The organism is Sporosarcina contaminans, assembly GCF_042679045.1.
Classification (GTDB): domain Bacteria; phylum Bacillota; class Bacilli; order Bacillales_A; family Planococcaceae; genus Sporosarcina; species Sporosarcina contaminans.
This window is the reverse complement of sequence record NZ_JBHTLT010000029.1, coordinates 1-24512: the sequence shown is the minus strand read 5'-3', so window position 1 is coordinate 24512 and position 24512 is coordinate 1. Positions and strand designations below refer to the sequence as shown.

General features: G+C 42.4%; 21 protein-coding genes. 18 read left to right on the top strand and 3 right to left on the bottom strand.

Annotation, left to right across the window (positions count from 1 at the left end; all coding sequences use genetic code 11):
• Positions 1 to 209: 209 nt before the first annotated feature.
• The 4 genes from hemE to ACFQ38_RS06250 all read left to right on the top strand — a co-directional run bounded on the left by hemE (position 210) and on the right by ACFQ38_RS06250 (position 5073).
• Positions 210 to 1250, top strand: a complete 1041-nt coding sequence (hemE, locus tag ACFQ38_RS06265) for a uroporphyrinogen decarboxylase (protein ID WP_381480093.1) — start codon at positions 210 to 212, stop codon at positions 1248 to 1250.
• A 33-nt stretch (positions 1251 to 1283) separates the two neighbouring features.
• On the top strand, positions 1284 to 2216 hold the full coding sequence (gene hemH / locus ACFQ38_RS06260) for a ferrochelatase (protein ID WP_381480092.1): 933 nt from the start codon (positions 1284 to 1286) through the stop codon (positions 2214 to 2216).
• Between the two features lie 25 nt (positions 2217 to 2241).
• Positions 2242 to 3660, top strand: a complete 1419-nt coding sequence (gene hemY, locus ACFQ38_RS06255; RefSeq protein ID WP_381480114.1) for a protoporphyrinogen oxidase — start codon at positions 2242 to 2244, stop codon at positions 3658 to 3660.
• A 546-nt stretch (positions 3661 to 4206) separates the two neighbouring features.
• Entirely contained in the window at positions 4207 to 5073 is an 867-nt protein-coding gene (locus tag ACFQ38_RS06250) for a glycerophosphodiester phosphodiesterase (RefSeq protein ID WP_336822002.1), read from the top strand.
• 83 nt (positions 5074 to 5156) lie between these two features.
• Here ACFQ38_RS06250 and yhfH (ACFQ38_RS06245) read toward each other — a convergent pair whose 3' ends face one another.
• Both yhfH (ACFQ38_RS06245) and yhfH (ACFQ38_RS06240) read right to left on the bottom strand, forming a co-directional pair.
• Positions 5157 to 5282, bottom strand: a complete 126-nt coding sequence (yhfH, locus tag ACFQ38_RS06245; protein ID WP_336822003.1) for a protein YhfH — start codon at positions 5280 to 5282, stop codon at positions 5157 to 5159.
• A 163-nt stretch (positions 5283 to 5445) separates the two neighbouring features.
• Positions 5446 to 5571, bottom strand: coding sequence for a protein YhfH (yhfH, locus tag ACFQ38_RS06240; protein WP_336822004.1), 126 nt, complete (start codon positions 5569 to 5571; stop codon positions 5446 to 5448).
• Positions 5572 to 5987: 416 nt separating this feature from the next.
• On the opposite strand from yhfH (ACFQ38_RS06240), the gene ACFQ38_RS06235 reads away from it, so the two are divergent.
• From ACFQ38_RS06235 to ACFQ38_RS06205, 7 genes are all read left to right on the top strand, one after another.
• A complete protein-coding gene (locus tag ACFQ38_RS06235) occupies positions 5988 to 6980 on the top strand; it encodes a lipoate--protein ligase (protein WP_336822005.1) in 993 nt (330 codons plus the stop codon).
• A 417-nt stretch (positions 6981 to 7397) separates the two neighbouring features.
• Complete coding sequence (locus ACFQ38_RS06230; RefSeq protein WP_336822007.1) at positions 7398 to 8102, top strand: response regulator transcription factor; 705 nt, start codon at positions 7398 to 7400, stop codon at positions 8100 to 8102.
• Complete coding sequence (locus ACFQ38_RS06225; protein ID WP_381480091.1) at positions 8099 to 9187, top strand: sensor histidine kinase; 1089 nt, start codon at positions 8099 to 8101, stop codon at positions 9185 to 9187. The genes ACFQ38_RS06230 and ACFQ38_RS06225 overlap by 4 nt, the downstream gene beginning before the upstream one ends.
• Entirely contained in the window at positions 9105 to 9875 is a 771-nt protein-coding gene (locus tag ACFQ38_RS06220; protein ID WP_381480090.1) for an ABC transporter ATP-binding protein, read from the top strand. Before ACFQ38_RS06225 ends, ACFQ38_RS06220 begins: the two co-directional genes overlap by 83 nt.
• Before the next feature lie 24 nt (positions 9876 to 9899).
• Positions 9900 to 11822: an FtsX-like permease family protein gene (locus ACFQ38_RS06215; RefSeq protein WP_381480089.1), complete on the top strand. Its 1923-nt coding sequence runs from the start codon at positions 9900 to 9902 to the stop codon at positions 11820 to 11822.
• Between the two features lie 503 nt (positions 11823 to 12325).
• A complete protein-coding gene (locus tag ACFQ38_RS06210) occupies positions 12326 to 13879 on the top strand; it encodes a fatty acid--CoA ligase family protein (protein WP_381480088.1) in 1554 nt (517 codons plus the stop codon).
• 174 nt (positions 13880 to 14053) lie between these two features.
• Entirely contained in the window at positions 14054 to 15751 is a 1698-nt protein-coding gene (locus ACFQ38_RS06205) for a methyl-accepting chemotaxis protein (RefSeq protein WP_381480087.1), read from the top strand.
• Between the two features lie 352 nt (positions 15752 to 16103).
• Here the strand turns inward: ACFQ38_RS06205 and ACFQ38_RS06200 are convergent, their stop codons facing one another.
• Positions 16104 to 16985, bottom strand: a complete 882-nt coding sequence (locus tag ACFQ38_RS06200) for a LysR family transcriptional regulator (protein WP_336822013.1) — start codon at positions 16983 to 16985, stop codon at positions 16104 to 16106.
• A gap of 100 nt (positions 16986 to 17085) precedes the next feature.
• On the opposite strand from ACFQ38_RS06200, the gene ACFQ38_RS06195 reads away from it, so the two are divergent.
• The 7 genes from ACFQ38_RS06195 to ACFQ38_RS06165 all read left to right on the top strand — a co-directional run bounded on the left by ACFQ38_RS06195 (position 17086) and on the right by ACFQ38_RS06165 (position 24440).
• The gene (locus ACFQ38_RS06195) at positions 17086 to 18171 is read left to right on the top strand and encodes a citrate synthase/methylcitrate synthase (RefSeq protein ID WP_381480085.1); all 1086 of its coding nucleotides are present in this window, start codon (positions 17086 to 17088) and stop codon (positions 18169 to 18171) included.
• Between the two features lie 77 nt (positions 18172 to 18248).
• On the top strand, positions 18249 to 20225 hold the full coding sequence (locus ACFQ38_RS06190; RefSeq protein WP_381480084.1) for a S9 family peptidase: 1977 nt from the start codon (positions 18249 to 18251) through the stop codon (positions 20223 to 20225).
• Between the two features lie 29 nt (positions 20226 to 20254).
• Positions 20255 to 20782 carry a GNAT family N-acetyltransferase gene (locus tag ACFQ38_RS06185; RefSeq protein ID WP_381480113.1) on the top strand — a complete coding sequence of 176 codons (528 nt, stop codon included), beginning with the start codon at positions 20255 to 20257 and terminating at the stop codon, positions 20780 to 20782.
• A gap of 134 nt (positions 20783 to 20916) precedes the next feature.
• Complete coding sequence (locus ACFQ38_RS06180; RefSeq protein WP_381480083.1) at positions 20917 to 21681, top strand: ABC transporter ATP-binding protein; 765 nt, start codon at positions 20917 to 20919, stop codon at positions 21679 to 21681.
• Positions 21632 to 22660: an ABC transporter permease gene (locus ACFQ38_RS06175; RefSeq protein ID WP_381480082.1), complete on the top strand. Its 1029-nt coding sequence runs from the start codon at positions 21632 to 21634 to the stop codon at positions 22658 to 22660. Before ACFQ38_RS06180 ends, ACFQ38_RS06175 begins: the two co-directional genes overlap by 50 nt.
• Before the next feature lie 13 nt (positions 22661 to 22673).
• Positions 22674 to 23318, top strand: a complete 645-nt coding sequence (locus ACFQ38_RS06170) for a TetR/AcrR family transcriptional regulator (RefSeq protein ID WP_336822018.1) — start codon at positions 22674 to 22676, stop codon at positions 23316 to 23318.
• Between the two features lie 816 nt (positions 23319 to 24134).
• Positions 24135 to 24440: a late competence development ComFB family protein gene (locus ACFQ38_RS06165; protein WP_381480081.1), complete on the top strand. Its 306-nt coding sequence runs from the start codon at positions 24135 to 24137 to the stop codon at positions 24438 to 24440.
• The last annotated feature ends 72 nt before the right edge of the window (positions 24441 to 24512 follow it).

Below are 24512 nucleotides of genomic sequence, written 5' to 3'. Positions count from 1 at the left end.
GTTACCTCCTATACGATCGTATTCATATTTTCCCCCAATACGGTAAATAAAACAAACATTGACGAAATGATGGCAAAATCGGACGAACAATTGCGCACAATTATATGACAAGAAGGTATAACACTATACATTACAAGCAGAAACGTCTATATTGGTAAGCGGAAACGTCTTAGATTATAATTATTATAAATGAAAGTAGGAATCGATTTATGACAACTTTTAACGATACACTGCTTCGAGCGGCAAGAGGCGAAAAAGTCGGTCATACGCCTGTATGGTTTATGAGACAGGCTGGCCGTTCGCAACCTGAATACCGAAAAATAAAAGAGAAATACTCCTTAGAAGAAATTACACACCAGCCAGAGCTTTGTGCATATGTAACAAAATTGCCTGTAGATCAATATAATGTGGACGCCGCAATTTTATACAAAGATATCGTTACGCCGCTTCCTGGAATCGGAGTAGACGTAAAAATTAAGCCTAATGTTGGTCCGGTCATTTCGAATCCGATTCGTTCAGTGCAAGATGTTCGCAACTTAGGAGAGTTTTCTCCAGAGGAGCATATTCCTTTCGTATTGGATACGATTAAAATTTTAACGAAAGAACAGCTAACTGTTCCGCTTATCGGATTCGCAGGAGCTCCATTTACTTTAGCAAGCTATATGATTGAAGGTGGTCCGTCAAAAGGTTACCATTTAACGAAAGCGTTCATGGTATCCGAATCTGAGGCGTGGTTCGCACTTATGGACAAGTTGGGTGAGACGATCATTGCATCCATTACTGCTCAAGTACAAGCGGGAGCGAAAGCAATTCAAGTGTTTGATTCATGGGTAGGGGCGTTGAATGTCGAGGATTACCGCATGTATGTCAAGCCGGTTATGAACCGGATCTTTTCAGAAATCCGCAAGCTGAATATTCCTGTTATTACATTCGGCGTAGGAGCAAGCCATCTTGCAAATGAATGGCATGACTTGCCGGTAGATGTAGTCGGCCTTGATTGGCGCTTATCGATTAAAGAAGCAGGCGAGCGCGGATTGACAAAAACATTGCAAGGCAACTTGGATCCGTCATTGCTATTAGCTGACTGGAAGGCTATTGAAGAAAAAGCAAAGACGATCATTGAGCAAGGTGTCGAGCATGGGGGCCATATTTTCAACTTGGGCCATGGCGTCTTCCCTGATGTGCAGCCAGCAACATTGAAAAAGCTTACTGAATTTGTACATGAATATAGCGCGCAGTTACGTAAATAACTGTAATTATACTTTTTGAAAGAGGTGTCCCTATTGACAAAGAAAAAAATGGGCCTATTAGTAATGGCGTACGGAACGCCATATAAAGAAGAAGATATCGAACCATATTACACGCACATTCGCCACGGCCGTCCGCCTGCACCAGAGCAGTTGGAAGACTTGAAAAGCCGTTACAAAGCAATTGGAGGAATTTCTCCTTTGGCGAAAATTACGGAAAACCAAGCGAATGCTCTATGCGACAAGCTAAACGCTATGCAAGATGAAATTGAGTTCAAAGTGTATGTAGGACTGAAACATATTACGCCATTCATTGAAGAAGCAGTTGAACAAATGAATAATGACGGTATTAAAGAAGTAGTTTCGGTCGTCTTGGCGCCACATTACTCTTCCTTCTCGGTAAAATCGTACAATACTCGTGCGAAAGAGGAAGCTGAAAAACACGGCATTTCAATTACATCTGTAGAGAGCTGGTACAAACAGCCGAAATTCATTTCCTATTGGGCGGAAAAAGTACGCAGCACATTTGACAGCATGGAAGAAAATCAAAGAGAGAAAGCATGCCTGGTCGTTTCCGCGCATTCATTGCCTGAAAAAATTAAGCAATTCGGCGATCCATATCCGGAGCAATTGGAAGAAACAGCTAAACTGATTGCAGATGCTGCAAATGTGAAACAATACGCAGTCGGCTGGCAAAGTGAAGGCCAAACAGGCGAGCCTTGGTTAGGGCCTGATGTTCAAGATTTAACAAGAGATTTGCATAATGAAAAAGGCTATAAAGCGTTCGTTTATACACCGGTAGGTTTCGTATCCGATCACTTGGAAGTCCTCTATGACAATGATTATGAGTGTAAAGTCGTTTGTGATGAAATCGGCGCTGCCTACTATCGGCCTGAAATGCCAAATACAAATCCGCTATTCATCGAATCGATAGCGGATGCGGTTTTAGAACAATTAAAAGAAGCCTGATCACGGATAGGAAGTGATGATGGACATGGATGAACAGAAAAAGAAAGTCGTTGTCGCGGGCGGAGGTATTACAGGGCTCGCTGCTGCGTTTTATTTGCAAAAAGCGGCTAAGGAACAGCAATTGCCGGTGGATGTATTGCTCATCGAAGCATCGAATCGATTAGGCGGCAAAATACAAACAGTCAGACGTGACGGGTTTGTCATTGAGCGGGGGCCGGATAGTTTCCTAATCCGAAAAAAAAGCATGGACCAATTCGCAAAGGACTTAGGCATTGAAAATGAGCTCGTCCGCAACGCGACAGGACAGGCATATATTCTTGTCAATGAAGAGCTTCAGCCGATCCCGGCAGGATCCGTTATGGGCATACCGACAAAAATGGGACCATTCATGAAATCCAATCTATTTTCCGTATCTGGCAAGCTGCGTGTGGCGGGAGACTTTTTCCTGCCGCGCTCAGGAGCAGAAGGCGATCAATCATTAGGAAAGTTTTTTCGACGCAGATTTGGCGGGGAAATAGTAGAAAACTTGATCGAGCCGCTTCTATCCGGGGTATATGCTGGAGACATAGACCATATGAGCTTGCAGGCGACTTACCCGCAATTTTATGAGGTAGAAAAACGCCATCGAAGCCTTATCTTAGGCATGAAAAAAACAACGCCAAAGCAAGTGCCTCAAAAAAATGGACATGGTGCATCAAAACAAGGCGCTTTCCACTCATTTCGTAACGGCTTGGAATCGATCGTGGAAGCTGCGGAGGCGAAGTTAGAACCGGGCTCCGTCTTGAAAGGGCGCCGGATTGAACAAATCGACCGACGAGATGGAAAAGCAATCCTTCAACTCAATAATGGTGAAATCATCGAGGCGGATTCCGTCATTATGGCGACTGATCATATGACGGCAAGCCATCTCTTCGCCCCGCACGGCTTGCTTTCAGACTTGCAAGATATTAAAACGACTTCAGTTGCGACAGTCGCTTTGGCATTCCCGAAAGATGCAGTCGTGCAAGATATGGAAGGCACTGGATTTTTAGTATCCCGCAGCAGCGATTATTCGATCACTGCCTGTACATGGGTGCATCGCAAATGGCCAACAACTACGCCGGAAGGAAAAGTATTGCTCCGAGCATTTGTAGGGCGGGTAGGAGATGAAACGATCGTCGATTTACCGGATGATGAGATTGAACGAATTGTTCTATCGGATCTAAGTAAAATTATTCAAATTAACGGCAAACCTGATTTCACTGTCATTACACGCTTCAAAGAAGACCGGCCGCAATACCGGGTCGGCCATCGGCAACGAGTCGAAGCAGCACGGGCAGAGTTGAAAAGCCAATTCCCGAACGTGAAATTGGCAGGGGCCGCTTACGATGGCGTCGGACTCCCAGATTGCATCAATCAAGGCAAAGCAGCTGTCGAAGAGGTCATAGCCGATTTATTCGGATAAAAAGTTTATATACTTGGTTCAACCCCCGAAAGTTAGAGTAGTGAATCTAACTTTCGGGGATTTTTTATTTGGCTCGGGGGCGAAAAAGGAGAGGGAGGGGGTGATGAGCTCTCTATCCGAATGGGAATGTGGCAAGATAGAAAGTTTATGTTTTTCGGAGTGCTCTTATATGTGTTTAGTAGTGTTTATATCGATAGGTTAGGGGGAGGTAAGGAAAGTTAGTGAATGAAGGCAATAGTCACTGTTAAGCAATGTAGGGGAGTGTTCGCTAATGCGAATGAAATCGTGGTTATGCTGCTGAATGTATGCTTTATGCGTTTTTTAATAAGCTTATGAGTAGCTGAATCGGTTTATGTGCTATTCCATTTAACTTATGAGCATTTTCAAGACATTATGCGTGTATTGGGAGATTTATGCGTTGTGTTTCAACTTTTTGCGTTTGATGGCTGGATAAAGGGAGCACTAAAGCATTGAATGGTTTACCCTTTTATTGCACGTTATATTTTGAAAAAGGTAGGGTACATTGAGAGTAGAGAGGATGGTAGGATGAGGAAGATTATGTTAATGATAGGGAGTCTCTTTATACTATCAAGCTGTGTCAATATGAAAGAATGGCGGAGCTCGCTGCCGGAAGATGATTTCCTCATTATCGGCCATAGGGGAGCGTCTGCTTATGTGCCTGAAAATACGCTCTCCTCATTCGAATTGGCTGAAGACTTGAACGCTGATTATATCGAATTGGATGTGCATTTGACAAAAGACGATGAAATAGTCGTCATGCACGATGATGATGTTTCGCGCACGACCGAGGCAGCGGGAAAAATTAAAGATTTCACGTTGGATAAGCTGAAAGAACTGTCTGCAAATAGAAAAAAAGGCGAAAAAATAGTCGCTAGCGGGGCGGATCATGAAGATATTGCAATTCCAACACTATCGGAAGTCTTCGAGCAAATGGGCACCGAAGTTCGCTATGTTGTCGAATTAAAAGACACCGAGCAATATCCGGATATTGAGAGAAAAGTGGTAGATCTGATGAAAAGCTATGATTTGATAGGAACTGATCAGAATGGATTTCCGAAGGCGGTTATCCATTCCTTTGATAAAGAGGCTTTGAAAAAAGTGCATAAATTGGAGGAGAAAATTCCTTTATTGCAGTTATTATCTTTTGATGAAGGAGAAGAAGCGGAGTTATCTCGAAAAGAACTGAAGGAAGTGCTGCAGTACGCTTCGGGCGTAGGGGTGAGCTATAAAGCGGTTACGCCAGTGTTTGTCAATACAATGCACGATAAAGGGTTAGCGGTTTATGCCTATACAGTGAACGATGCAGAGGACGCGCTGAAATTGAAGTCGATGGGTGTCAATGGGATTCATACGAATGAGCCTGATATATTAGGGAATGAAAAAGAGAGCTGAAGCATTTTCTTCAACTCTCTTTTTCATGGGCTCTGTCGACAAATGTGTTGAGAGCAAGTCTCCAAGAGAATAGATGTAAGCAATTATAGAATGTTGCACTCATCGCATTTATTGCTATAGCACTCATGTTGCTCTTCAATTTCTTTTCCGCAGGAGACACAAACTTTTGCTGGCAACGTTTTGAAAAACTCGATTACATTTTCTAACATGCAAAGGACCTCCTTTTCTGATGTGCACTAACTGTTTAATAGTCGTACAGAATTCGTGGGAAACTGGCGGTTATGCAATGCTCAGACCTAAACTAACACAATATCTGTTATATTATAAAATATAATAATGGTTAATTGTAATATAACAGTATGGCGAAAAAAATTAGACGATATTGCATTCGTCGCATTTATTGCTGTAGCATTCGTGTTGCTCTTCAATTTCCTTTCCACAAGAAACACAAGTTTTAGCAGGCAAGTTTTTGAAAAAATCAATTACATTTTCCAACATGAAGTATCCCTCCAATTCTGTTATAATATAAAATAAATAATATATTCTTGTGATATAACAGCGTATAGAAAAAATAGTGTATATCTCATAATATACAGTTGCACCAAAATACGTTCCGTAAACATTTACCGACTTGAGTCAGCACAAATTTGTGGGATGAAAACCGTATCGGAGTTTAAACATCTGCCGACTCAAGGAGAATAATAGTAGCGGTTCGATTAGACTGCATCTCGAAGCTCCAAGGCAGGTCGATTAAGGGCAAACCATTAGGTAATGATCGGTCGTACAACTCCTCTCTTGTTCTATAACTATTTTGATTATTAAGAGTGTATTATAACAGGTAATCAAATGTCAAGACATTAATGAACATTTCGGATAAAATAGAGGGGAATTCATTTACATAGGGAGCGATGAAAGTGTATTTCGTTGACAATAAAGGCATTACTGACCCGCGCATTAATTTATCCATCGAAGAATATATTCTGAAAAATATGGACGTAGACAAAGATTCTTTTTTGCTGTTCTATATTAATGAACCGTCCATTATTATCGGGAAAAACCAAAATACAGTTGAAGAAATCAATACAGAATTTGTTGACGCTAATGGCATTCATGTCGTGCGGCGTCTGTCTGGCGGCGGTGCTGTGTATCACGATTTAGGAAACCTCAATTATAGTTTTATTACGAAAGATGATGGGGAGTCATTCCGGAATTTCAAGAAATTCACAGAGCCTGTTATTAAAGCGCTTGCAGAAATGGGCGTAAAGGCGGAGCTGTTGGGACGCAACGATATTTTAATCGACGGAAGAAAAGTGTCCGGTAATGCACAGTTTGCAACTCAAGGGCGTCTGTATAGCCATGGGACTTTAATGTTTGATACAGAAATTGAACGAGTTGTATCTGCTTTGAAAGTGAAGAAGGATAAAATTGAATCGAAAGGCATTAAATCGATTCGCAGCCGTGTAGCAAATATTTCGGAATTCATCGAGGAGCCAATGACGATTGAAGAGTTCCGCCTAAAAATCTTGGAGTCCATTTTTGGCGGCAAAGAGAACATTCAATACATGGAACTAACCGACGAAGATTGGAAGAAAATCCATGAACTTTCTGCAGAGCGCTATGGCAATTGGGAGTGGAATTACGGAAAATCACCAAAATTCAATATGCAGCATTCCCATCGTTTCCCTGTGGGTGGCATCGATGTTCGTTTGCAAGTTGAAAAAGGGAATATCCAAGAAGTCCACATTTACGGAGATTTCTTCGGAGTTGGAGAAGTTGCAGTCATAGAAGAAAGGTTAAAGTCTGTTCAATACGATCGCGAATCCATTACAAAGGCGCTTGAAGAAATTGATATTCCAAAAATATTAGGCGGCATTACGAAAGAAGAGTTTATTAATTTGATTTATTAATCATAAACGGCTGTTTGGAAGGCTATTATGCTTTTCAAATGGCTGTTTTTTGTTAACTGTTTGTTTGCTGCTGGAATGTAATTACTCGTATTAGATGAAAATAGGGTAGCGTATGAAGAAGCGGTATAGAGGCTGTTATGTAGGAGCATGCGCAATAAAATGTTCCGGTGTGCCAGTAACGTATTCAAACGCGCCAGTAAATTGATAAGCCGCGCCAGTAAAATGTACTGATGCGCCAGTAACGTATTCAATCGCGCCAGTAAATCACATACTCGCGCCAGTATCGTGTTCTCCCGTACCAGTAACACTTCTCTCCACTCCGGTAATCTTTCATGCTTTTTAATTCTCTACTTTGCTGCTAAGCGAAAACAACGGTTTTGCGGTATAATTAACAGAAGGTAGAAGGAGGAGAGAAAGATGGGGAATCAACGGATTTTCATTGTGGAAGATGATAAGAAGATTGCACATTTATTGGCGGAGACGTTGCGAAAATATCAATATGATGTTGCAATTGTTGAGGATTTTGATGCGATTACGGAAGAATGTTTAGCGTTTGATCCGCATCTCATCTTGTTAGATATTAATTTGCCTTCTTATGATGGATATTACTGGTGCAGGCAGCTGCGTCAGCATACGATGTGTCCGATCATTTTCATTTCTGCCCGTTCAGGCGATATGGATCAAGTTTTTGCGCTTGAAAATGGCGGGGATGATTTTATTACGAAACCTTTCCATTACGAGATCGTCCTTGCCAAAATAAGAAGTCATTTACGACGCGCTTACGGAGAATATGCTCCAATGCAAGGGGAGCGGATGGTGAAGTTAGGCGCGCTCACTTTATATATAGAGCGGATGGAGCTTCATTTGCGGGAAGAAGCCATTCCATTGCAAAAAAAGGAATGTGTCATTTTAGAACTGTTGATGGAGGCTTCACCAAAAGTGGTTTCGCGTGAAACGTTATTGGAAGAATTATGGGATGATCAATCATTTGTGGATGAAAATACATTGAATGTCAATATGACGCGCGTCCGAAAAAAGCTGTCCGATTATGGCGTCCAGTCTGTAATTGAGACGGTGAGAGGCTCGGGTTATCGGTTCATGCTATCTTCGGAGGAATCATGAAGAAGTTATTGCTATTTTTGAGAGAACATACGACATTGCTTATTTTTCAGCTGTTTTTAGTATTGTTCATATTACTGCTATATTGGTTGGACGGCTTTAGAGGTTATAATACGGCGATCTATTCGGTTGTCATGAGCATATTGCTGACAGGCGCTTTTTTAGGAGCGAAATTTATTATGCAACGATCCTTTTATAATGTGATAATGCGCAAGCCGAAGCAAATGGAAGATGCACTGATTCGCCATGTTCAGTCGCCGGAGCATCGACAAACGGCTGACTATATGCGGAGCCTTTACGGGCTGTACCAAAATGAAGTGCAAACGCTATATGCTGCGCAACATCGGCATTTGCATTTCATGAATCAATGGGTGCATCAGATGAAAACGCCGATTTCAGTAATCGGGCTGTTGTTGCAAGAAGATGGTGAAGTGGATAAACGAAGCATTCAAGAGGAAATTGATAAATTGCAGAGAGGTTTAGATGCGGTTCTTGTTAATGCGCGGCTTGAAACGTTTGAAGAGGATATGCAAATTGAACAAGTTGTGCTGAAACGTTTTATACAGCAAATTGTGACGGAGCATAAGCGTCTCTTCATTACGAAAGGTGTGTTTCCCGACATTCAAATCGATGAACACCTGATCGTTCCGACAGATGCTAAGTGGATGAAAGTAGTAATTAGTCAATTTATTACAAACGCAGTGAAATATACGTTTGAAACGAATAAACGGGTCTATTTTACGGCTGAGCAGACGAAAGAAGGCTTTGAGCTAAACATTCGTGATGAAGGAATCGGCATTCCCGCATCCGATTTAAAGCGGGTGACGAAAGCGTTCTTCACCGGAGAGAACGGCAGGATTTCAGGCGAATCAACAGGCATGGGCCTTTATATAGCGAAAGAGATTTGTGAAAAATTAGGGCATCCTTTAACGATTCACTCGGAAATCGGAAGAGGGACTGTCGTGAAAGTATTGTTTAAAAACGGAGAGACAGGTGAGTCCGAAGATGAAGAAACCGATCGTGGAACTGACGGAAGTGACCAAAATCTACGAAGGCAAAGTGATGCATCGGGCGTTGAACGGGCTTGATTTTGAAGTCGAAGAAGGAGAGTTTGTCGCCATTATGGGGCCTTCAGGCAGTGGCAAGACGACTTTGCTGAATATTATTTCAACGATCGACATGCCGACATATGGAAGAGTAGTCATTGACGGCGTAGAACCGGAAGGCTTAAAACCAAACGAATTAGCGCTCTTCAGAAGGCATAATTTTGGCTTCGTCTTTCAAGATATCAATTTGCTGCAAATGCTCACGGTTGAAGAGAATATCGTACTGCCATTGACCCTTGAAGGGCTTCCGTTACCAGAAATGAACCGACGCATCCGTTTAATGGCGGAACAGTTGAATTTAAAAGGGATATTGAAAAGGCGGCCGGACGAACTGTCGGGTGGCCAGGCGCAACGGACGGCGATTGGACGGGCTTTAATTCATAAACCAAAGCTTATTTTAGCGGATGAGCCGACGGGCAACTTGGACTCGAAATCGGCAAAGGATGTCTTGGAGTTGTTAAGCCGTATAAATGATACGGAAAAAGCGACGATCGTCATGGTGACACATGATCCAATCGCAGCGAGCTATTGTGATCGTGTGCTATTCATTAAAGACGGCGCTTTTTTCAATGAAATTTTGCGGGATGAAAGACGCCAGACGTTTTTCCAGCGCATTTTAAACGTGCTTTCATTGCTCGGAGGAAATGTTAATGATTTGCGGATTTTATAAGCTTATAGGCGGGAGGCTATTGCCATGAATTTCCGACAGTTCGCTTATCGGAATGTTGTACGCAATCGCAGAGTTTACGCAGCATTCATGCTTGCCAGCGTATTTTCGGTCATGGTCTTTTTCCTTTATTCCATGCTATTGTTTCACCCTTCGATTGAAGGAAGCGCGCTTCAGGAAATTTCGATTTTAGGAATGGGAGCAGCCAATATTGTTCTGTACTTCTTTACACTTTTTTTTCTATTTTATTCAATGCGCGCGTTTCTACAAGCAAGAACGAAGGAATTTGGCATTCTGCTCCATTTAGGGATGGAGAAAAGACAGCTTCATAAATTGATTTTCACCGAGACGTTACTCATTGGAACAGCTTCAATCGGTGTAGGCACGTTTTTCGGGTTCATGTTTTCAAAGTTTTTCTTTATGGTCGTCAAGCAGCTCGTTATGTTGCCTGCCTTGCCGCTCTACTTATCTTGGAAACCGTTTGCATTGACGGTCGGCGCTTTTTTGAGCTTGTTTATCATTATCTCGCTCGTTGCTCCCGCGCTCATCCGTATGGAAAGCATTGAGGAACTGATCCGAGGCGATCAAAAGGCGAATGATACGTATGATTTTTCGCCTGTCCGGGGCTTCATCGGTTTCGCTTTATTAAGCCTGTCTTATATAATGGCCGCTTTCACGTCCAACTCGATCGTTATTGGGTTAAGCTTTTTATTGCCGCCATTAGCGACAGTTGGAACATACTATTTCTTTACGGATTCATTGCCGATGGTTTTCCATTATTTCCGTGCGCGGAAAAAATTCTTCTGGCGTCATTTTCGTCTATTGGCCTTTTCTGAAGGTGTCATTCGATTAAAGGAAAATGCACGTATGTTTTTCATTGTAACGATCGTATCAACAATGGCATTCCTATCAGTTGGCATTTTAGCTTCTTTGACGTCTTTTGCCTCTCAATATCGGGAAATGAATCCGTTAGGCCTTGTTTATCAAAGTTTTCCAGGTAATGAATTGGAGCAGCAGCATATTCAGCGGTTAGTGAATGAATTGCAAGAGCATGACATTGATTACAACTATGTTCGATTTCCAGTGCAACAGCAAGTGTCTTCCTACACCGATTACACGGTGTCGATCATCAAATTGTCTAATGTCAATAGGCTTGCACGGACGTTCGACTATGAGCCACTCGCTTTGAAAAGGGGAGAGGCACTATTTTTGCCATCTACCCCATCTGCATTTTCTCAATTGAATAATCGAACCGTTAATACGGTTCTTTTGGAGAGCGGCATTGAGATTCGAATTAGCGGTGCCTATCCTTATCAAATCTTTCCGGCGCATGCAATTGGCATGAATGCCATTATTTTGAATGACTATGATTATGAATTGCTTAGCCTTCAGCAATTGCCAGCTTCCGTCTATTATGCGTTCAATATTCCAGATTGGCAGAGGACGAAGGATATCGGCCTGACGATCGATCGGTTTGTCAACCAGTCTTATTTGAATGGCTTGAACGAGGAACTTCATTTTTCATTCGATAATCCGGGGCTGAATTATTCGGTCCTACGAATTTCGTTTTCGTTGCTATTGTTTGCAGGTTTGCTATTGGCGATTGTCTTTTTGCTTGCTGCAGGCAGCTTCATTTACTTCAGATTGTACACATCGCTCGAAAATGATCAAAAACAATTCGATGTCCTAAGAAGAATGGGCCTCACCGATCATGAATTAAAAAAAATCGTCAACCGACAATTAATCCCCCAATTTTTCGTGCCGTGGGGCGTAGCTATCATGCATAGCTCATTTGCCTTTCTATCCTTACAAGTCATATGGGATGCCTTGGCAGAAATATCGATCGTTCGCGAACTGACAATCGTGTTAGTCGGCTTGACAGTAGTACAAATTATCTACTATTATTTAATTCGCTGGCGTTATTTATCGCATATAAAAGCTCCAAACTGAAGGAAAGCACTTGGCGTAGTTAAGCTAAGTGCTTTCGTTTTTGAATGAAGTGCGCGGCCACATGCTTCCATAAGTTGGATTTATACTCGAAAAAACATATGTAGCAATTGCTGTCTTGCGCATTTATAGGGCAATTGCTTGAAAAAGCATGTGATTTGTTTGCTTCCGCTCTCATACCACTTGAAATTCATCCAGCGCTCGAACCACCACTCGAAAATCACGCCATCCGATCGAACCCTCTCATCCACCGCTCAAAGTACAACACCTCCGCTCGCCCGGACCTATCCAACCTGAATTTACTCACGCAAGACATTTCTATAAAAAATAAAGCTGCTTGATAAGTGAATGTTCTATTGAAATAAAAAAACAGAGAAGTGTGTGCTTTACTAATAGAATCATTGATAGATTTTCTAAAAGTATTGTGAACTTTTAATTTTTCTTATATAATAATAGGAGTTGTAAAATGAATGATGATTCATTCAATGAAAAGGGAGATGGTCAAAATGAATTTGGTAACACGGGTTTATGAGACATCGAAATTGCAACCGCAAAAAACAGCTTATCATTTCATGGGAAAGGACACGTCTTATGCTGAGTTTGATCAGTCGGTGTCGATGTTCGCGTCCGCATTGTTAGGGGTTGGAGTAAAGGAAGGGGACCATGTCGCTTTTTTATTGGGGAATACGCCGCATTTTTTAATTTCGCTTTATGCGACGATGCGGATAGGCGCGACAGCCATTCCGATCAATCCGATTTATTCGCCGGATGAGATTTCTTATATCTTACATAATAGCGATGCAAAAGCGGTTATTGCGTTAGATCAATTGTTGCCGTTAGTTGAGAAAGCAGCAGTTGCGTTTCCGACAATTGAGCAATACATCATTTGCGAAACGAGTGATGATGTCAAGGAAAAAATAGAAGCGTTGCCTGAAGCAGCAAAGGAGAAAGTGCAATTGTTCTCCCGCCTGATTGCAACAGGTAAACCGAATTTTGAACCTGTTTCAGTAAATGAAAATGAAACCGCTATCATTCTGTATACGTCGGGTACAACGGGCCATCCGAAAGGTGCTATGTTGACACATAAAAACCTTTATTCGAACGCACGTGATGTTGGGGATTACTTAGGGTTTTCGGAAAATGACCGCATCGTTGCAACATTGCCTGTTTTCCACGTCTTTGCGTTGACTGTCGTCGTCAATGCGCCGCTTTTAAAAGGTGCGACCGTTTTGCTCCTTCCGCGATTCAGTCCGTCGGAAGTGTTCAACACGATAAAATCTGAGCAAGCGACTGTATTTGCCGGTGTGCCGACGATGTTCAATTTCCTTTATCAATATCCAGAAGGCAAAACAGAAGATTTCGATTCAATCCGTCTTGCCATTTCTGGTGGAGCGTCACTACCAGTCGCTTTATTGCATAACTTCGAGGAAAAATTCAACGTGAGAGTTTCAGAAGGATATGGTCTGTCCGAAGCGTCTCCGGTCACTTGCTTCAATCCGCTCGACCGTGAACGGGTACCGGGTTCAATCGGAACGAATATCGTCAACGTAGAAAACAAAGTCGTTGATGAGTATGGGGATGAAGTGCCAGTCGGCGAAGTAGGCGAGCTCATCGTGCGCGGTCCGAATGTCATGAAAGGATATTACAAAATGCCTGAAGAAACAGCAGTTGCAATTCGCGATGGTTGGCTATATACAGGAGATTTGGCGCGGCAGGACGAGAATGGCTATTTCTATATTGTTGATCGTAAAAAAGATATGATAATAGTCGGTGGCTACAATGTGTATCCACGGGAAGTCGAGGAGGTTTTATTTGCCCATCCAGATATTGTGGAAGCCGCGGTTATCGGCGTTCCAGATCCCGATTTCGGGGAAGAGGTGCAAGCGTTTGTTGTATTGAAAAAAGGAGCACAATTGGAAGAAAAGGCACTGAAAGAGTTTTGCGCAAAACGCCTTGCGAAATACAAAATTCCAGAAACGATTGATTTCTTAGATGAATTGCCGAAAAACACGACAGGAAAAATTTTAAGAAGATCGTTGAAACAACATGTGAAACAGTAAACAAACAGCTTTCCTTTCTGAAGAAGATTGGAAAGCTTTTTTTATTCAATAAATAATGTGAAAGTACTATTAAAACGATAATTTTCATCGTTGTCATATAAATTTCTATAGGCATAATCGATCGTGCGTGGTACATTGGAACTATATTATTTTACATTAAAAGGAGACTTACCGATGCGGTGGACAGTAGGAAAAAAGATTTCAACAATGTTCATTGCAATGATAATTTTGATCATTGGAATGGGTTCCGTTGGCTTTATAAGTTCAAGTAAATTGAATCAAAATACTGAGACAACGAACAAAGTTATTGTACCTAAAATCGATACGATCAATGCTTTGGAAAAAAGAATGCAAAACATAATGGCCTTTTCACAACGGCATATATTGTCGAGGGATAAAGAGTTCAAAGAGGATTATGAGCGTCAAATCGAGGCCGAGATGGAACAGGCCAATGAAATTGTCGGGACTTATGCGGCGCTTATGGCCGACCAAAACAACAAAGTTTCTTTGTCGCAAGAGAAATGGGAAGAATTCATTTCGCAAATTAATGAAATTTTGGCACTTAGCAAAAAGAAGGAAGTCGAAAAAGCAACCGTAGCTTCTTACGACGCAGTGCTCACGGTCAATTCAATGTTGGATGAGCTTAGTAATTTAAATGAGATTCATAGAAAGGAATTGGAGGAGATTGAACAGGAAGGTGATCAATTATATAATACCGTCCTTCTTGCGTTATCGACCAGTTCAATCTTGGCAGTTATTATCGCCCTTTTTGCAATTCGTTATTTAAAAAGAACGATTCAACGACCAATCATTGATCTGTCGGAAAATTTTAAAAAGATGGCAGCTGGAGATCTTTCCATCGATCTGCTTCAAATTCCGACGAAAGATGAAGTGGGGCAGTTAGGACAGGACTTTAACTTGATGTTAAGAAATTTAAAGGAATTGATGGCTGAGTTGATAGAAAATATCGATACGCTCTCTTCTACTTCTGTACAATTTGCAACAAGTGCTGATGAATCCGCGAAAGCATCGGAGCAAATTACGAATTCAGTCATCGAAGTATCCGAGGGATCGGCAGCCCAAATGAAGAGCACGAAATTTAGCAGCACGATCGTTGATGAGATGGCGAATCAATTGGATAAAGCGATCCTATCAATTCAGTTAGTTTCCGATTTGTCGGTTGCTACGACAAAATTGTCGAATGAAGGAATGAAACGGATGTCCTCAACGATTGATAAAATGTCGGAGATACAAGAGTCAACAGTCCGCACTGCTTCTGTAGTCGAATCGCTGCATACAAAATCGTTAGAAATCGGAAATATTGTTACGATGATTACGAAAATTGCAGAGCAAACGAACCTACTCGCCCTGAATGCCTCCATAGAAGCAGCTAGAGCAGGCGAGCACGGAAAAGGATTTGCCGTCGTTGCTGCAGAAGTCGGGAACTTAGCATCCGACAGCGGTAATGCTGCAGCCCAAATAAGCGATTTAATTAGCGAAATACAGCAAGAAGTTGATGGGGCAATAAAAGCAATGGAAATGTCCAAGACGAATGCGGACGAAGGGCTTGGTATGATTCGTCAAACCGGAAAAGGATTTGAGGACATCTCTCACCATATTGACGATGTTTCACGACAAGCTGTTGACATTGCTGAAATAAGTAAAACAATCAATGACAGTGCGCAGCAAGTGAAACGGCTAATTGATGACGTCGCAGCCATGTCCGAACGTTCTGATGCCAATGCACAAAATATTGTCGCTGCTGCCGAGGAACAGAGTGCAACAATGCAGGAAATCTCCGCTTCTTCCTCAGTCCTTAGCTCGATGGCTGAGACATTGCAGCAAATGGTTTCGAGATTTCAATTGAAATAAGTCATTAAAGGTTAAGCAATGAAAATGGGTATCTGCTCAACTTGGCTCTTCTCATGAAACAGACAATTTATGCCCTAAGTCGAGCAGTGCAGTTCTTTACTGTGTACGAGATAATCAATTCACCAAATAAGTCTCATGCCTATACAATGATTAAGGTACATAGCTACAGTCATAGGCATGAGACTGCTTAATCGAAAAGAAGAGTCAGCGTAAACGAACGGAATAGTGCTTCATTTTAATACGACAAATTGAACTCTTCGTTAGATTCGCTGACTCGCGATTAGCTAATGCTTTTCATTACAAAATCACCTCCACAGCATTCTCCCGTTTTCATCTTACTCGATCAAATACCTTATCCAAAATACGATTCCGATATTTCTTGGATGAATTCCTCTTCTAATTCACCTTTCTTTTTCACCAACACATATGAAGATACAGTTGGCAAGTCGAACAGATCAAAATGTGGACGCATGAGCCTGCCTTCCATTAACTCACGACGTACGATCGAGTGCGGAAGAAAGGAGACGCCTAATCCATCCTGTATGAACCGCTTCGCAATATGCGCCTGCGTCACTTTCATTGTCCGGATGCCCGGTATATTTTGATTGAGCAATAATAGAAGCTCTTCCCAATAAACAGGGTGATGGTGGGTAAGCAAATAGTGCTTTTGCAATACTTCAGCAATGTCAATCGGCGGCCCGCTTTCCTCATCGTAGCGGTCAAGAGGCATAACGAAGACGATTGGATCTTTGTAAATGGGAATCGATTCAATGCTTTTCAGCTTTGCATCGACTGCGGAAATGCCTAAATGTGCATCACCGCCATCAACTATTTGCTCAATGAGCTCGGATTCTTCCACGCGGATCGTCAATTCCACTTCAGGGTGCCGATCCATAAATGTACGTAGGAAATATGGCAAGATCGTCTCTGCCATTAACGGGGAAATAGCGACCGTCCAATCAACGCGATAGCCTTGTGAAAAAGCATGCATCCGCTTCACGCTTTCTTGCAAATCGTCAACCAATTGAACAGCCTGTGGATAAAACATTTTCCCAGCAGTTGTCAATGAAACCCGATGATTCACTCGATCAAACAGTTGCACGCCAAGCCGTTCCTCTAATTGTCGGATATGCACTGTCACACTCGGCTGCGAGAGCATAAGTTTTTCAGATGCTTTTCGAAAATTCAACGTTTCAGCTGCAACGATGAACGTTTTCAACCATTGATAGTCCATTGAAATCACCCTTGATAATAAATTTTAATCAATTTAATTAAAAACATTTAATTTAATTAATTATACAGCTCTATTATGATAGAGAAAAGGAGGAATGGTCATGTTTGCAAAAGGATTGAAGGATGTCGTAGCAGTTCATACGACAATTGCGTCTGTTGATGGGGAGAAAGGTGAGCTACGGTATCGCGGAACACTACTTGAGGATATAGTTGAAGGGAAAACATTTGAAGAAGTTGCGTATTATTTATGGAATGGACAATACCCAAGCGAAAACGAATTGCACAATCTCAATGAGAAATTAAGACAAGGAAGGCTGCTACCAAACCATGTCGTATCAATCATCGACGCTCTACCGGCAAACTTGCCGATCATGGATGCGATGAGAACAGCGATATCCGCATACGGCCATACGGAGTTTAAGGCAAAGCCGATTGAAGATCAGGCGATTGAACTAACAGCTGCTTTGCCTGTCATTGTTGCACGCCATTATCGAAATTCGATTTTTGCTCATGTTATTCAGCCGGATCCTGAGTTATCTCATACGGCGAATTATTTATGGATGCTGACAGGCAATAGGCCTGAAGAAGTGCATGTCGAGGCGCTAAAAACGTATTTGCTTTTGACGATGGAGCATGGTTTGAATGCATCAACATTTGCGGGGCGGGTGACGATTTCAACAGAGTCGGATTTGACGTCGGCAATCACGTCTGCAATCGGCACGATGAAAGGGCCTTTGCATGGAGGGGCCCCGTCAGGCGTCATCGATTTATTGGAAGAAATCCAAACGCCTGAAAATATCCGGGCAATCATTGAAGGGAAATTAAAAGATGGAGAACGAATTATGGGGTTCGGACATCGCGTCTATAAAACAGAGGACCCGCGTTCGATCATTTTACGTGACACATGCATAAAGTTAACTGGGAAAGACCATTGGCTCGATTTGGCAACAGTTGCTGAGAAGGAGATCATCTCTTTATTGGAAACCTATAAGCCGGGGCGCAAGCTGTATACGAATGTTGAATATTATGCAGCGGCCATTATGCGATCGATCGATATGCCACCTGAATTGTTCACGCCGACGTTTAGCATCGCTCGAATGGTCGGATGGACAGCGCATGCGATTGAGCAGTTGAGCGACAATACAATATTCCGTCCGCAATCAATCTATGTCGGTGCAAAAAAATAAAAGATTTCATTTCCAAGAAGGAGAATTGTTACGGGTGGCGAAACATGTAAGTGGAATCAATTAAGGGGGAGTGCCAAATGACGAAGAGAAAAAGTTCTGTAGACGATCTGTTCCACTTGCAATCGGTTACGAATCCGCAACTATCTCCGAATGGAAATGAAGCGGTTTTCATTAAGACGCATATCGACAAAGAGGAAAACAAATACATCTCGAACTTATACCATATCGACCTTAGAACGGATGAAGTGACGCAGTGGACGTACGGCGATCATCGTGTTACTTCGCCAAAATGGTCTGCGGACGGTAAGCAAATCGCCTTTTTATCGAATCGAGAGGAAAAGAACCAATTATTTCTGCTATCTGCCAAAGGGGGAGAAGCGAAAAAGCTTACCTCCTTTGAAAAAGGAGTGTCTAGCTTTGAATGGTCGCCATGTGGCACGAAAATCTATTTCGATGCCCCTGTGAAAGAAGGCAAGACGTTTACTGATAAAGAAAAGAAAGACGAAAAGAAATTGCCTGAGCCTGTACGTGTTACGAAAATGAAATATAAGGCGGACGGCGTTGGTTTATTGCCGCAAGATTCTTATCGTCAAATTGGCGTGATCGACATTGCTTCTGGAGACGTTTCGCAATTTACGGAAGGCAGCTACCAGCATTCTTTACAGGCAGTTTCACATGACGGCAAGAAAATGGTCATCGGTGTAAACCGTGCGGAAAATTTAGATTTTGAATTTCGCCAGCCTCTGTATTTAGTCGATGTCGAGACGAAAGAGGAGACTGTTATTGTCGATGAGATCGGTTATTATGGAGGGGCTCGTTTTTCATTTGACGATCATTACGTAGCTTTTGTCGGCTCGGATCGGACTTATCAAAACGCTACGCACGGGCATTTATACGTATATGACACGAGACGCGGCAATCGGATCAACTTGACGGAAAGCGTCGATGCGCCGGTTGGAGATTATACAGTTGCAGATCATCAGCAAGGGGCAAGTGCGCCAAGCGTTGTTTGGACGAAAGACAATCAATTGTATTTCCAATTATCGACAATGGGTGATGTCCGGCTTTATTTTGGAACGCTTGAAGGAGAACTCTACCCTGCTACGCCTGAAAATGAGCATGTATATGGCTATGACGTGAACAGAGATGGAGATTTTGCATTGCTAGCAGTGAGCGATTTAACGCATCCAGGTGAAATTTATAAGCAGACGATTGCGACAGGGGAAAGACAAGCACTTACTTCATTTAATAAACAATTTTTGGATGAAGTTGAACTGATCCAACCCGAGCAAATCGTATTTAAAGGCGAGAAAGATTGGGATGTGCATGGCTGGCTCATGAAACCTTACGGATATGAAGAAGGAAAGAAGTATCCGCTCATCGTCGATATTCACGGTGGTCCGCATGCAATGTTTGCCAATACGTACTTCCATGAAATGCAGCTGCTATCTGCTCAAGGATGGGGTGTCCTCTATATCAACCCACGCGGCAGCCATGGCTATAACCAGCAGTTTGTCGATGCGGTGCGCGGCGATTATGGTGGCGGTGATTTTACTGATATTATGGATGCTGTCGATTATGTGTTAGCCGAAGAACAATGGATCGATGAACAGCGTCTTGGCGTAACTGGCGGCAGCTACGGCGGATTCATGACGAATTGGATCGTCGGCCATACAGACCGTTTCAAAGCGGCAGTGACACAACGGTCGATTTGCAACTGGATCAGCTTCTTTGGAGTATCCGACATCGGCTATTATTTCAGCGAGTGGCAAATTGCGGCGGATATGAAAGACGTCGAGACATTATGGAAGCATTCACCGCTCAAATATGCGGAGAACGTTAAAACGCCTTTACTCATTTTGCATTCGGAAAAAGACTTCCGCTGTCCGATCGAACAGGCAGAGCAGCTATACATTACATTGAAAAGCATGGGGAAAGAAACAGAATTCGTCCGCTTCCCGGATGCAGACCATAATTTGTCTCGGACAGGAAAACCGAATTTGCGCGTTGAGCGTTTGAACGAAATTACGGGATGGTTCGAGAAATACCTATAAGAATTGGAGCAACCTATTTGGCATACACAATGGAGGGCGTAACGATTCGCCCAATTATTGAAGAAGATTTACATTCCTTATGGGAGCAAAGCTTTAAAGAGGAAAACCCCGAGTGGAAAAAATGGGATGCTCCCTATTTTCCACACTCAACGATGACTTTTGAAGCATTTTTGGAACGAAAAGATAAAATCGTTGCCCAAGATGATTATTGGGGAATTGAAGTAGATGGCGAGCTAATCGGCATGGTGAGCTATTATTGGGAGCATAAACCATCGCTCTGGCTCGAAATGGGCATCGTCATTTACAATCCGTCTTATTGGAGTGGCGGGTACGGAACGAAAGCGTTGGCGTTGTGGATCGATCATTTATTCAATGAAATGCCGCTCGTTCGCGTTGGCCTGACAACTTGGTCTGGCAACGAACGAATGATCCGTGTGGCTGAAAAGTTGGGGATGACGATGGAAGCGCGCATTCGGAAAGTCCGTTATTGGAACGGAAATTATTATGATTCTATCCGGATGGGTATGCTTCGAGAAGAATGGAAGAAAGAAGATTGATAGAAGAAGAGTTTCCAAGCCGAGTAATTGGCTTGGAATTTTTATATTTAATTAATGAGTGATTACTCACTTTCATTTACAGAGCAAATCATTTATAATAGTGAGTAATCACTCACTTTGAAAGAGGTGCAAAAATGGCAATTTCTATTCAAAACGTTTCAAAACGTTTCGGAAAGCACGAAGTATTGAAATCCATTAATCTTGAAATTCACGAAGGAGAGATTTTTGGGTTATTAGGACCTTCCGGAGCAGGTAAAACGACATTAGTAAAAGAGTTGGCAGGTTTGGATGTACCGACTTCTGGCGCGAATTTTCTTTTTGGCGAACGGATGCCATCGCTAAAATTATCGGAGCGGATCGGCTATATGGCACAATCAGATGCCCTTTATGAAGAGTTAACCGCATTCGAGAACTTGCAATTTTTTTCTGAGCTATACCGTTTGCGCGGCAAAAGACAGGCCGAGCGCATAACAGAAGTGATGGAGCTTGTTCAGCTGTCAGACGATATCGGAAAAACGGTATTGAACTACTCCGGTGGCATGAAACGGCGCCTGTCATTGGCAATTGCATTGCTGCATGAGCCTGAGCTTTTATTATTGGACGAACCGACTGTCGGAATTGACCCGGTTTTACGGAAAAGCATTTGGAAAGCGTTTATTGATTTGAAGAAGACAGGAAAGACGCTCGTCGTTACGACACATGTAATGGACGAAGCAGATAAATGTGACCGGTTAGGATTAATTCGAGACGGCCGCCTTATCGCAATCGGAACACCCGCTGAGCTAAAGGAACAAACGAACTCATTGACGATTGAAGAAGCTTTCCTGTCATTTGGAGGTGAGCAGAAGCATGAGAGTAATGGCGATGGTGAAACGGATATTGAGGCAAATCATTCGTGATAAACGAACAGTAGGATTGCTCATTGTCGCTCCAATATTAGTGCTAACGATGCTATACTTTGTATTTAACGGCGGCGATTACGAACCGAAAGTTGGCCTTGTTCAAATGCCTGAATCAGTTGTTGAGCACCTAAGTGTTGACGGAGTAAGACTAACAACAATCTCAAATGAAGCTGCAGCGAAAGAACAATTGGCCGATCAAGAAATCGATGCTTATCTTATATATATCGATGAAAAAATGAAAATTGTCTTAGAAGGAAGTGACCCTAACGTCACAGCCGCAACGATGAAATGGCTGCAAGGAGCAATGCCGAAACAACAGCAGGAAGCAAATTCCCAATCGCCGTCAATCGAGTATTTGCACGGTTCAGATAAGATGGGGCAATTCGATTACTTCGGTCCGGTGCTGTTAGGCTTTTTCGTCTTCTTTTTCGTATTCCTCATTGCGGGAGTATCTTTCCTGAGAGAACGGACAAAGGGAACGTTGGAGCGTTTGCTTGCAAGTTCGTTAAGAAAATGGGAAATCGTAGCAGGATATGTAATCGGCTTTGGCATTTTTACGATGATCCAATCGACGATCATCGCTGCCTATGCGATTTATGTGTTGGGCATGGTGATGGAAGGGGCATTTATGTATGTACTACTGACAATCCTCTTGCTCTCACTTACTGCATTGACATTAGGTATTTTATTATCCTCTTTCGCACAAAACGAGCTGCAAATGATACAATTTATACCGATTGTCGTTGTGCCCCAAATATTTTTTTCTGGTTTGTTTAACTTGGAAACGATTGCGAAATGGCTAAGTTGGATTAGCTATGTAACTCCGCTTTACTATGCAGCAGACGCATTGCGGGATGTAATGGTAAGAGGATACGGCTGGTCTGCCATCTATATAGACTTATTGGCAATCGCAGGCTTTTCGCTTCTTTTCATTACAATAAACATCATCATCTTACGTAAATACCGTAAAGTGTAGGAGGACTTTGTCCATGACAGAAGAACAGCGATTTGAAGAAATGCTGAACAATGAGGCTTCTTTGACGGATAAACAAAAGAAAATCCTTTTAGCCGCTACCGAGATCTTTGCGGAAAAAGGATTTGCCGCAACTTCAACAAATGAAATAGCAAAAAAGGCAGGCGTTGCGGAAGGAACAATTTTTCGCCATTACAAGACAAAAAAAGAACTGCTTCTTTCCATCGTCACACCAATGATGCTTAAAATGATCGGCCCTATAATATTAAAAGACTTTAACAAAGTGCTAAACAAGGATTTCGATCACTTTGAGGATTTTTTGCGTGCCATGATTGCAAACCGAAAAGAATTCTTAGAGAAAAATCTTAAAGTCGTGAAAATCTTTTTGCAAGAAGTTCCATTTCATGATGAATTAAAAGATCAATTCATCGAACATGTCGGGAAACAAGTATATGAAAGATTCGTCCAAATCGTTACGCACTACCAAAAAAAAGGCCAGCTTGCTGATATGCCGCCTACAACGGTCATTCGGCTAACGGCCTCCACGATATTAGGATACTTTGCAACCAAATACATCATTGCAACAGACCAAACGTGGGATGACGAAAAAGAGATTGATGGAATGATTCAATTTCTGTTAAAAGGATTGTCTCGTCAATAGCAAACTGCCCATTGCAAAAAAGCTCACAGTAGCGTGAGCTTTCAGACTGTAGACAAAGTATTTTTTCACTTTGTCTACAGTCTTTTAAAGGTTTTTAGTTATGGGATAGGTGTTTGCCCAGCTTGGCTTGAAAACGCTTGTCAGACAAGGCGCGAAGTCGAGCGAAGACCCGAATAGAACTTAGGTTCATGAGGGGACGAGCGAGACGAGCAACGCAGTATGCGAGCGTTTGTCAACAAGCTGAAAGCTCACAGTAGCGTGAGCTTTTTTACGTAACGCACAATAAAAGCATCGCCAAGCAGCAAACATCACTCATACTCCAAGCCAGCCGCATTAAAACTCTTCGCTTGCAAATAACTTCTACGTAAAACGGATAAACCCGCTCTCATAGTGCCTCTGAGCTGAGCACAAAAAATATCTCCGCATACGCATAACATCTTCACCAACCGCATAATCCCTGCAGCGACCGCATAAATTTCCTAATCTACGCATAAATGCTCTACTAAGCACATAACTTCTTTCACTTGCGCATAAATCCATTCTCTCACGCATAACCCTGCCCTTCGAACGCATAAAATAACTCTCCCACGCATAAACTTTCTACCAGCAGCATAATTCCCCCCAAAAAACGAATAAGTACCATGCCCGCACGCCTACATCCCTGTATCCATGTATAATCCCATTCTCGCAACGCATTACAAGTCTCAAAACAACAAATATTGGAAATCAATACTTCCCAAAAAGGAATAGAATGGTACAATATAAAATGATTGCAATATACAAATGTGCTATATTCGAAATACTGGGGGTATTTGAATGGGTGTTCACAATGTAATGGAAGATGTAGTGAGGGAAGCGTTAAATCAAAACAGAGCAAGCCTTCACCTAACTTGCGATTGCCATCGTTGCATAGACGATATTATGGCGATAGCGCTTAACCAACTGCCACCGCAATATATTGCCAATGAAATGCATAGCCCATACGTCCGCGCATCACATCAAGCGGATCGTCAAGGAGCAACGAATATTCTTTCCACTGTCGCAAAAGCTGCGCACATTGTTTCCGAGTCTCCGCGTTGCCAAACTACAAAAAGAGGCTGGGACATAACTAGCTTTAAATAAGAAAAAAGTGAAATTGAGCTCGCTCAATTTCACTTTTTTTCATTTTTTAAAGTCCCCCTTTCCTGTTGGCCG

Bases quoted from the DNA above. Each gene is read 5' to 3' on its own strand.
- hemE (WP_381480093.1), top strand. From the start codon at position 210: ATGACAACTTTTAACGATACACTGCTTCGAGCGGCAAGAGGCGAAAAA.
- hemY (WP_381480114.1), top strand. From the start codon at position 2,242: ATGGATGAACAGAAAAAGAAAGTCGTTGTCGCGGGCGGAGGTATTACA.
- ACFQ38_RS06250 (WP_336822002.1), top strand. From the start codon at position 4,207: ATGAGGAAGATTATGTTAATGATAGGGAGTCTCTTTATACTATCAAGC.
- yhfH (WP_336822003.1), bottom strand. From the start codon at position 5,282: ATGTTAGAAAATGTAATCGAGTTTTTCAAAACGTTGCCAGCAAAAGTT.
- yhfH (WP_336822004.1), bottom strand. From the start codon at position 5,571: ATGTTGGAAAATGTAATTGATTTTTTCAAAAACTTGCCTGCTAAAACT.
- ACFQ38_RS06230 (WP_336822007.1), top strand. From the start codon at position 7,398: ATGGGGAATCAACGGATTTTCATTGTGGAAGATGATAAGAAGATTGCA.
- ACFQ38_RS06225 (WP_381480091.1), top strand. From the start codon at position 8,099: ATGAAGAAGTTATTGCTATTTTTGAGAGAACATACGACATTGCTTATT.
- ACFQ38_RS06220 (WP_381480090.1), top strand. From the start codon at position 9,105: ATGAAGAAACCGATCGTGGAACTGACGGAAGTGACCAAAATCTACGAA.
- ACFQ38_RS06215 (WP_381480089.1), top strand. From the start codon at position 9,900: ATGAATTTCCGACAGTTCGCTTATCGGAATGTTGTACGCAATCGCAGA.
- ACFQ38_RS06210 (WP_381480088.1), top strand. From the start codon at position 12,326: ATGAATTTGGTAACACGGGTTTATGAGACATCGAAATTGCAACCGCAA.
- ACFQ38_RS06205 (WP_381480087.1), top strand. From the start codon at position 14,054: ATGCGGTGGACAGTAGGAAAAAAGATTTCAACAATGTTCATTGCAATG.
- ACFQ38_RS06200 (WP_336822013.1), bottom strand. From the start codon at position 16,985: ATGGACTATCAATGGTTGAAAACGTTCATCGTTGCAGCTGAAACGTTG.
- ACFQ38_RS06195 (WP_381480085.1), top strand. From the start codon at position 17,086: ATGTTTGCAAAAGGATTGAAGGATGTCGTAGCAGTTCATACGACAATT.
- ACFQ38_RS06190 (WP_381480084.1), top strand. From the start codon at position 18,249: ATGACGAAGAGAAAAAGTTCTGTAGACGATCTGTTCCACTTGCAATCG.
- ACFQ38_RS06185 (WP_381480113.1), top strand. From the start codon at position 20,255: ATGGAGGGCGTAACGATTCGCCCAATTATTGAAGAAGATTTACATTCC.
- ACFQ38_RS06180 (WP_381480083.1), top strand. From the start codon at position 20,917: ATGGCAATTTCTATTCAAAACGTTTCAAAACGTTTCGGAAAGCACGAA.
- ACFQ38_RS06175 (WP_381480082.1), top strand. From the start codon at position 21,632: ATGAGAGTAATGGCGATGGTGAAACGGATATTGAGGCAAATCATTCGT.
- ACFQ38_RS06170 (WP_336822018.1), top strand. From the start codon at position 22,674: ATGACAGAAGAACAGCGATTTGAAGAAATGCTGAACAATGAGGCTTCT.
- ACFQ38_RS06165 (WP_381480081.1), top strand. From the start codon at position 24,135: ATGGGTGTTCACAATGTAATGGAAGATGTAGTGAGGGAAGCGTTAAAT.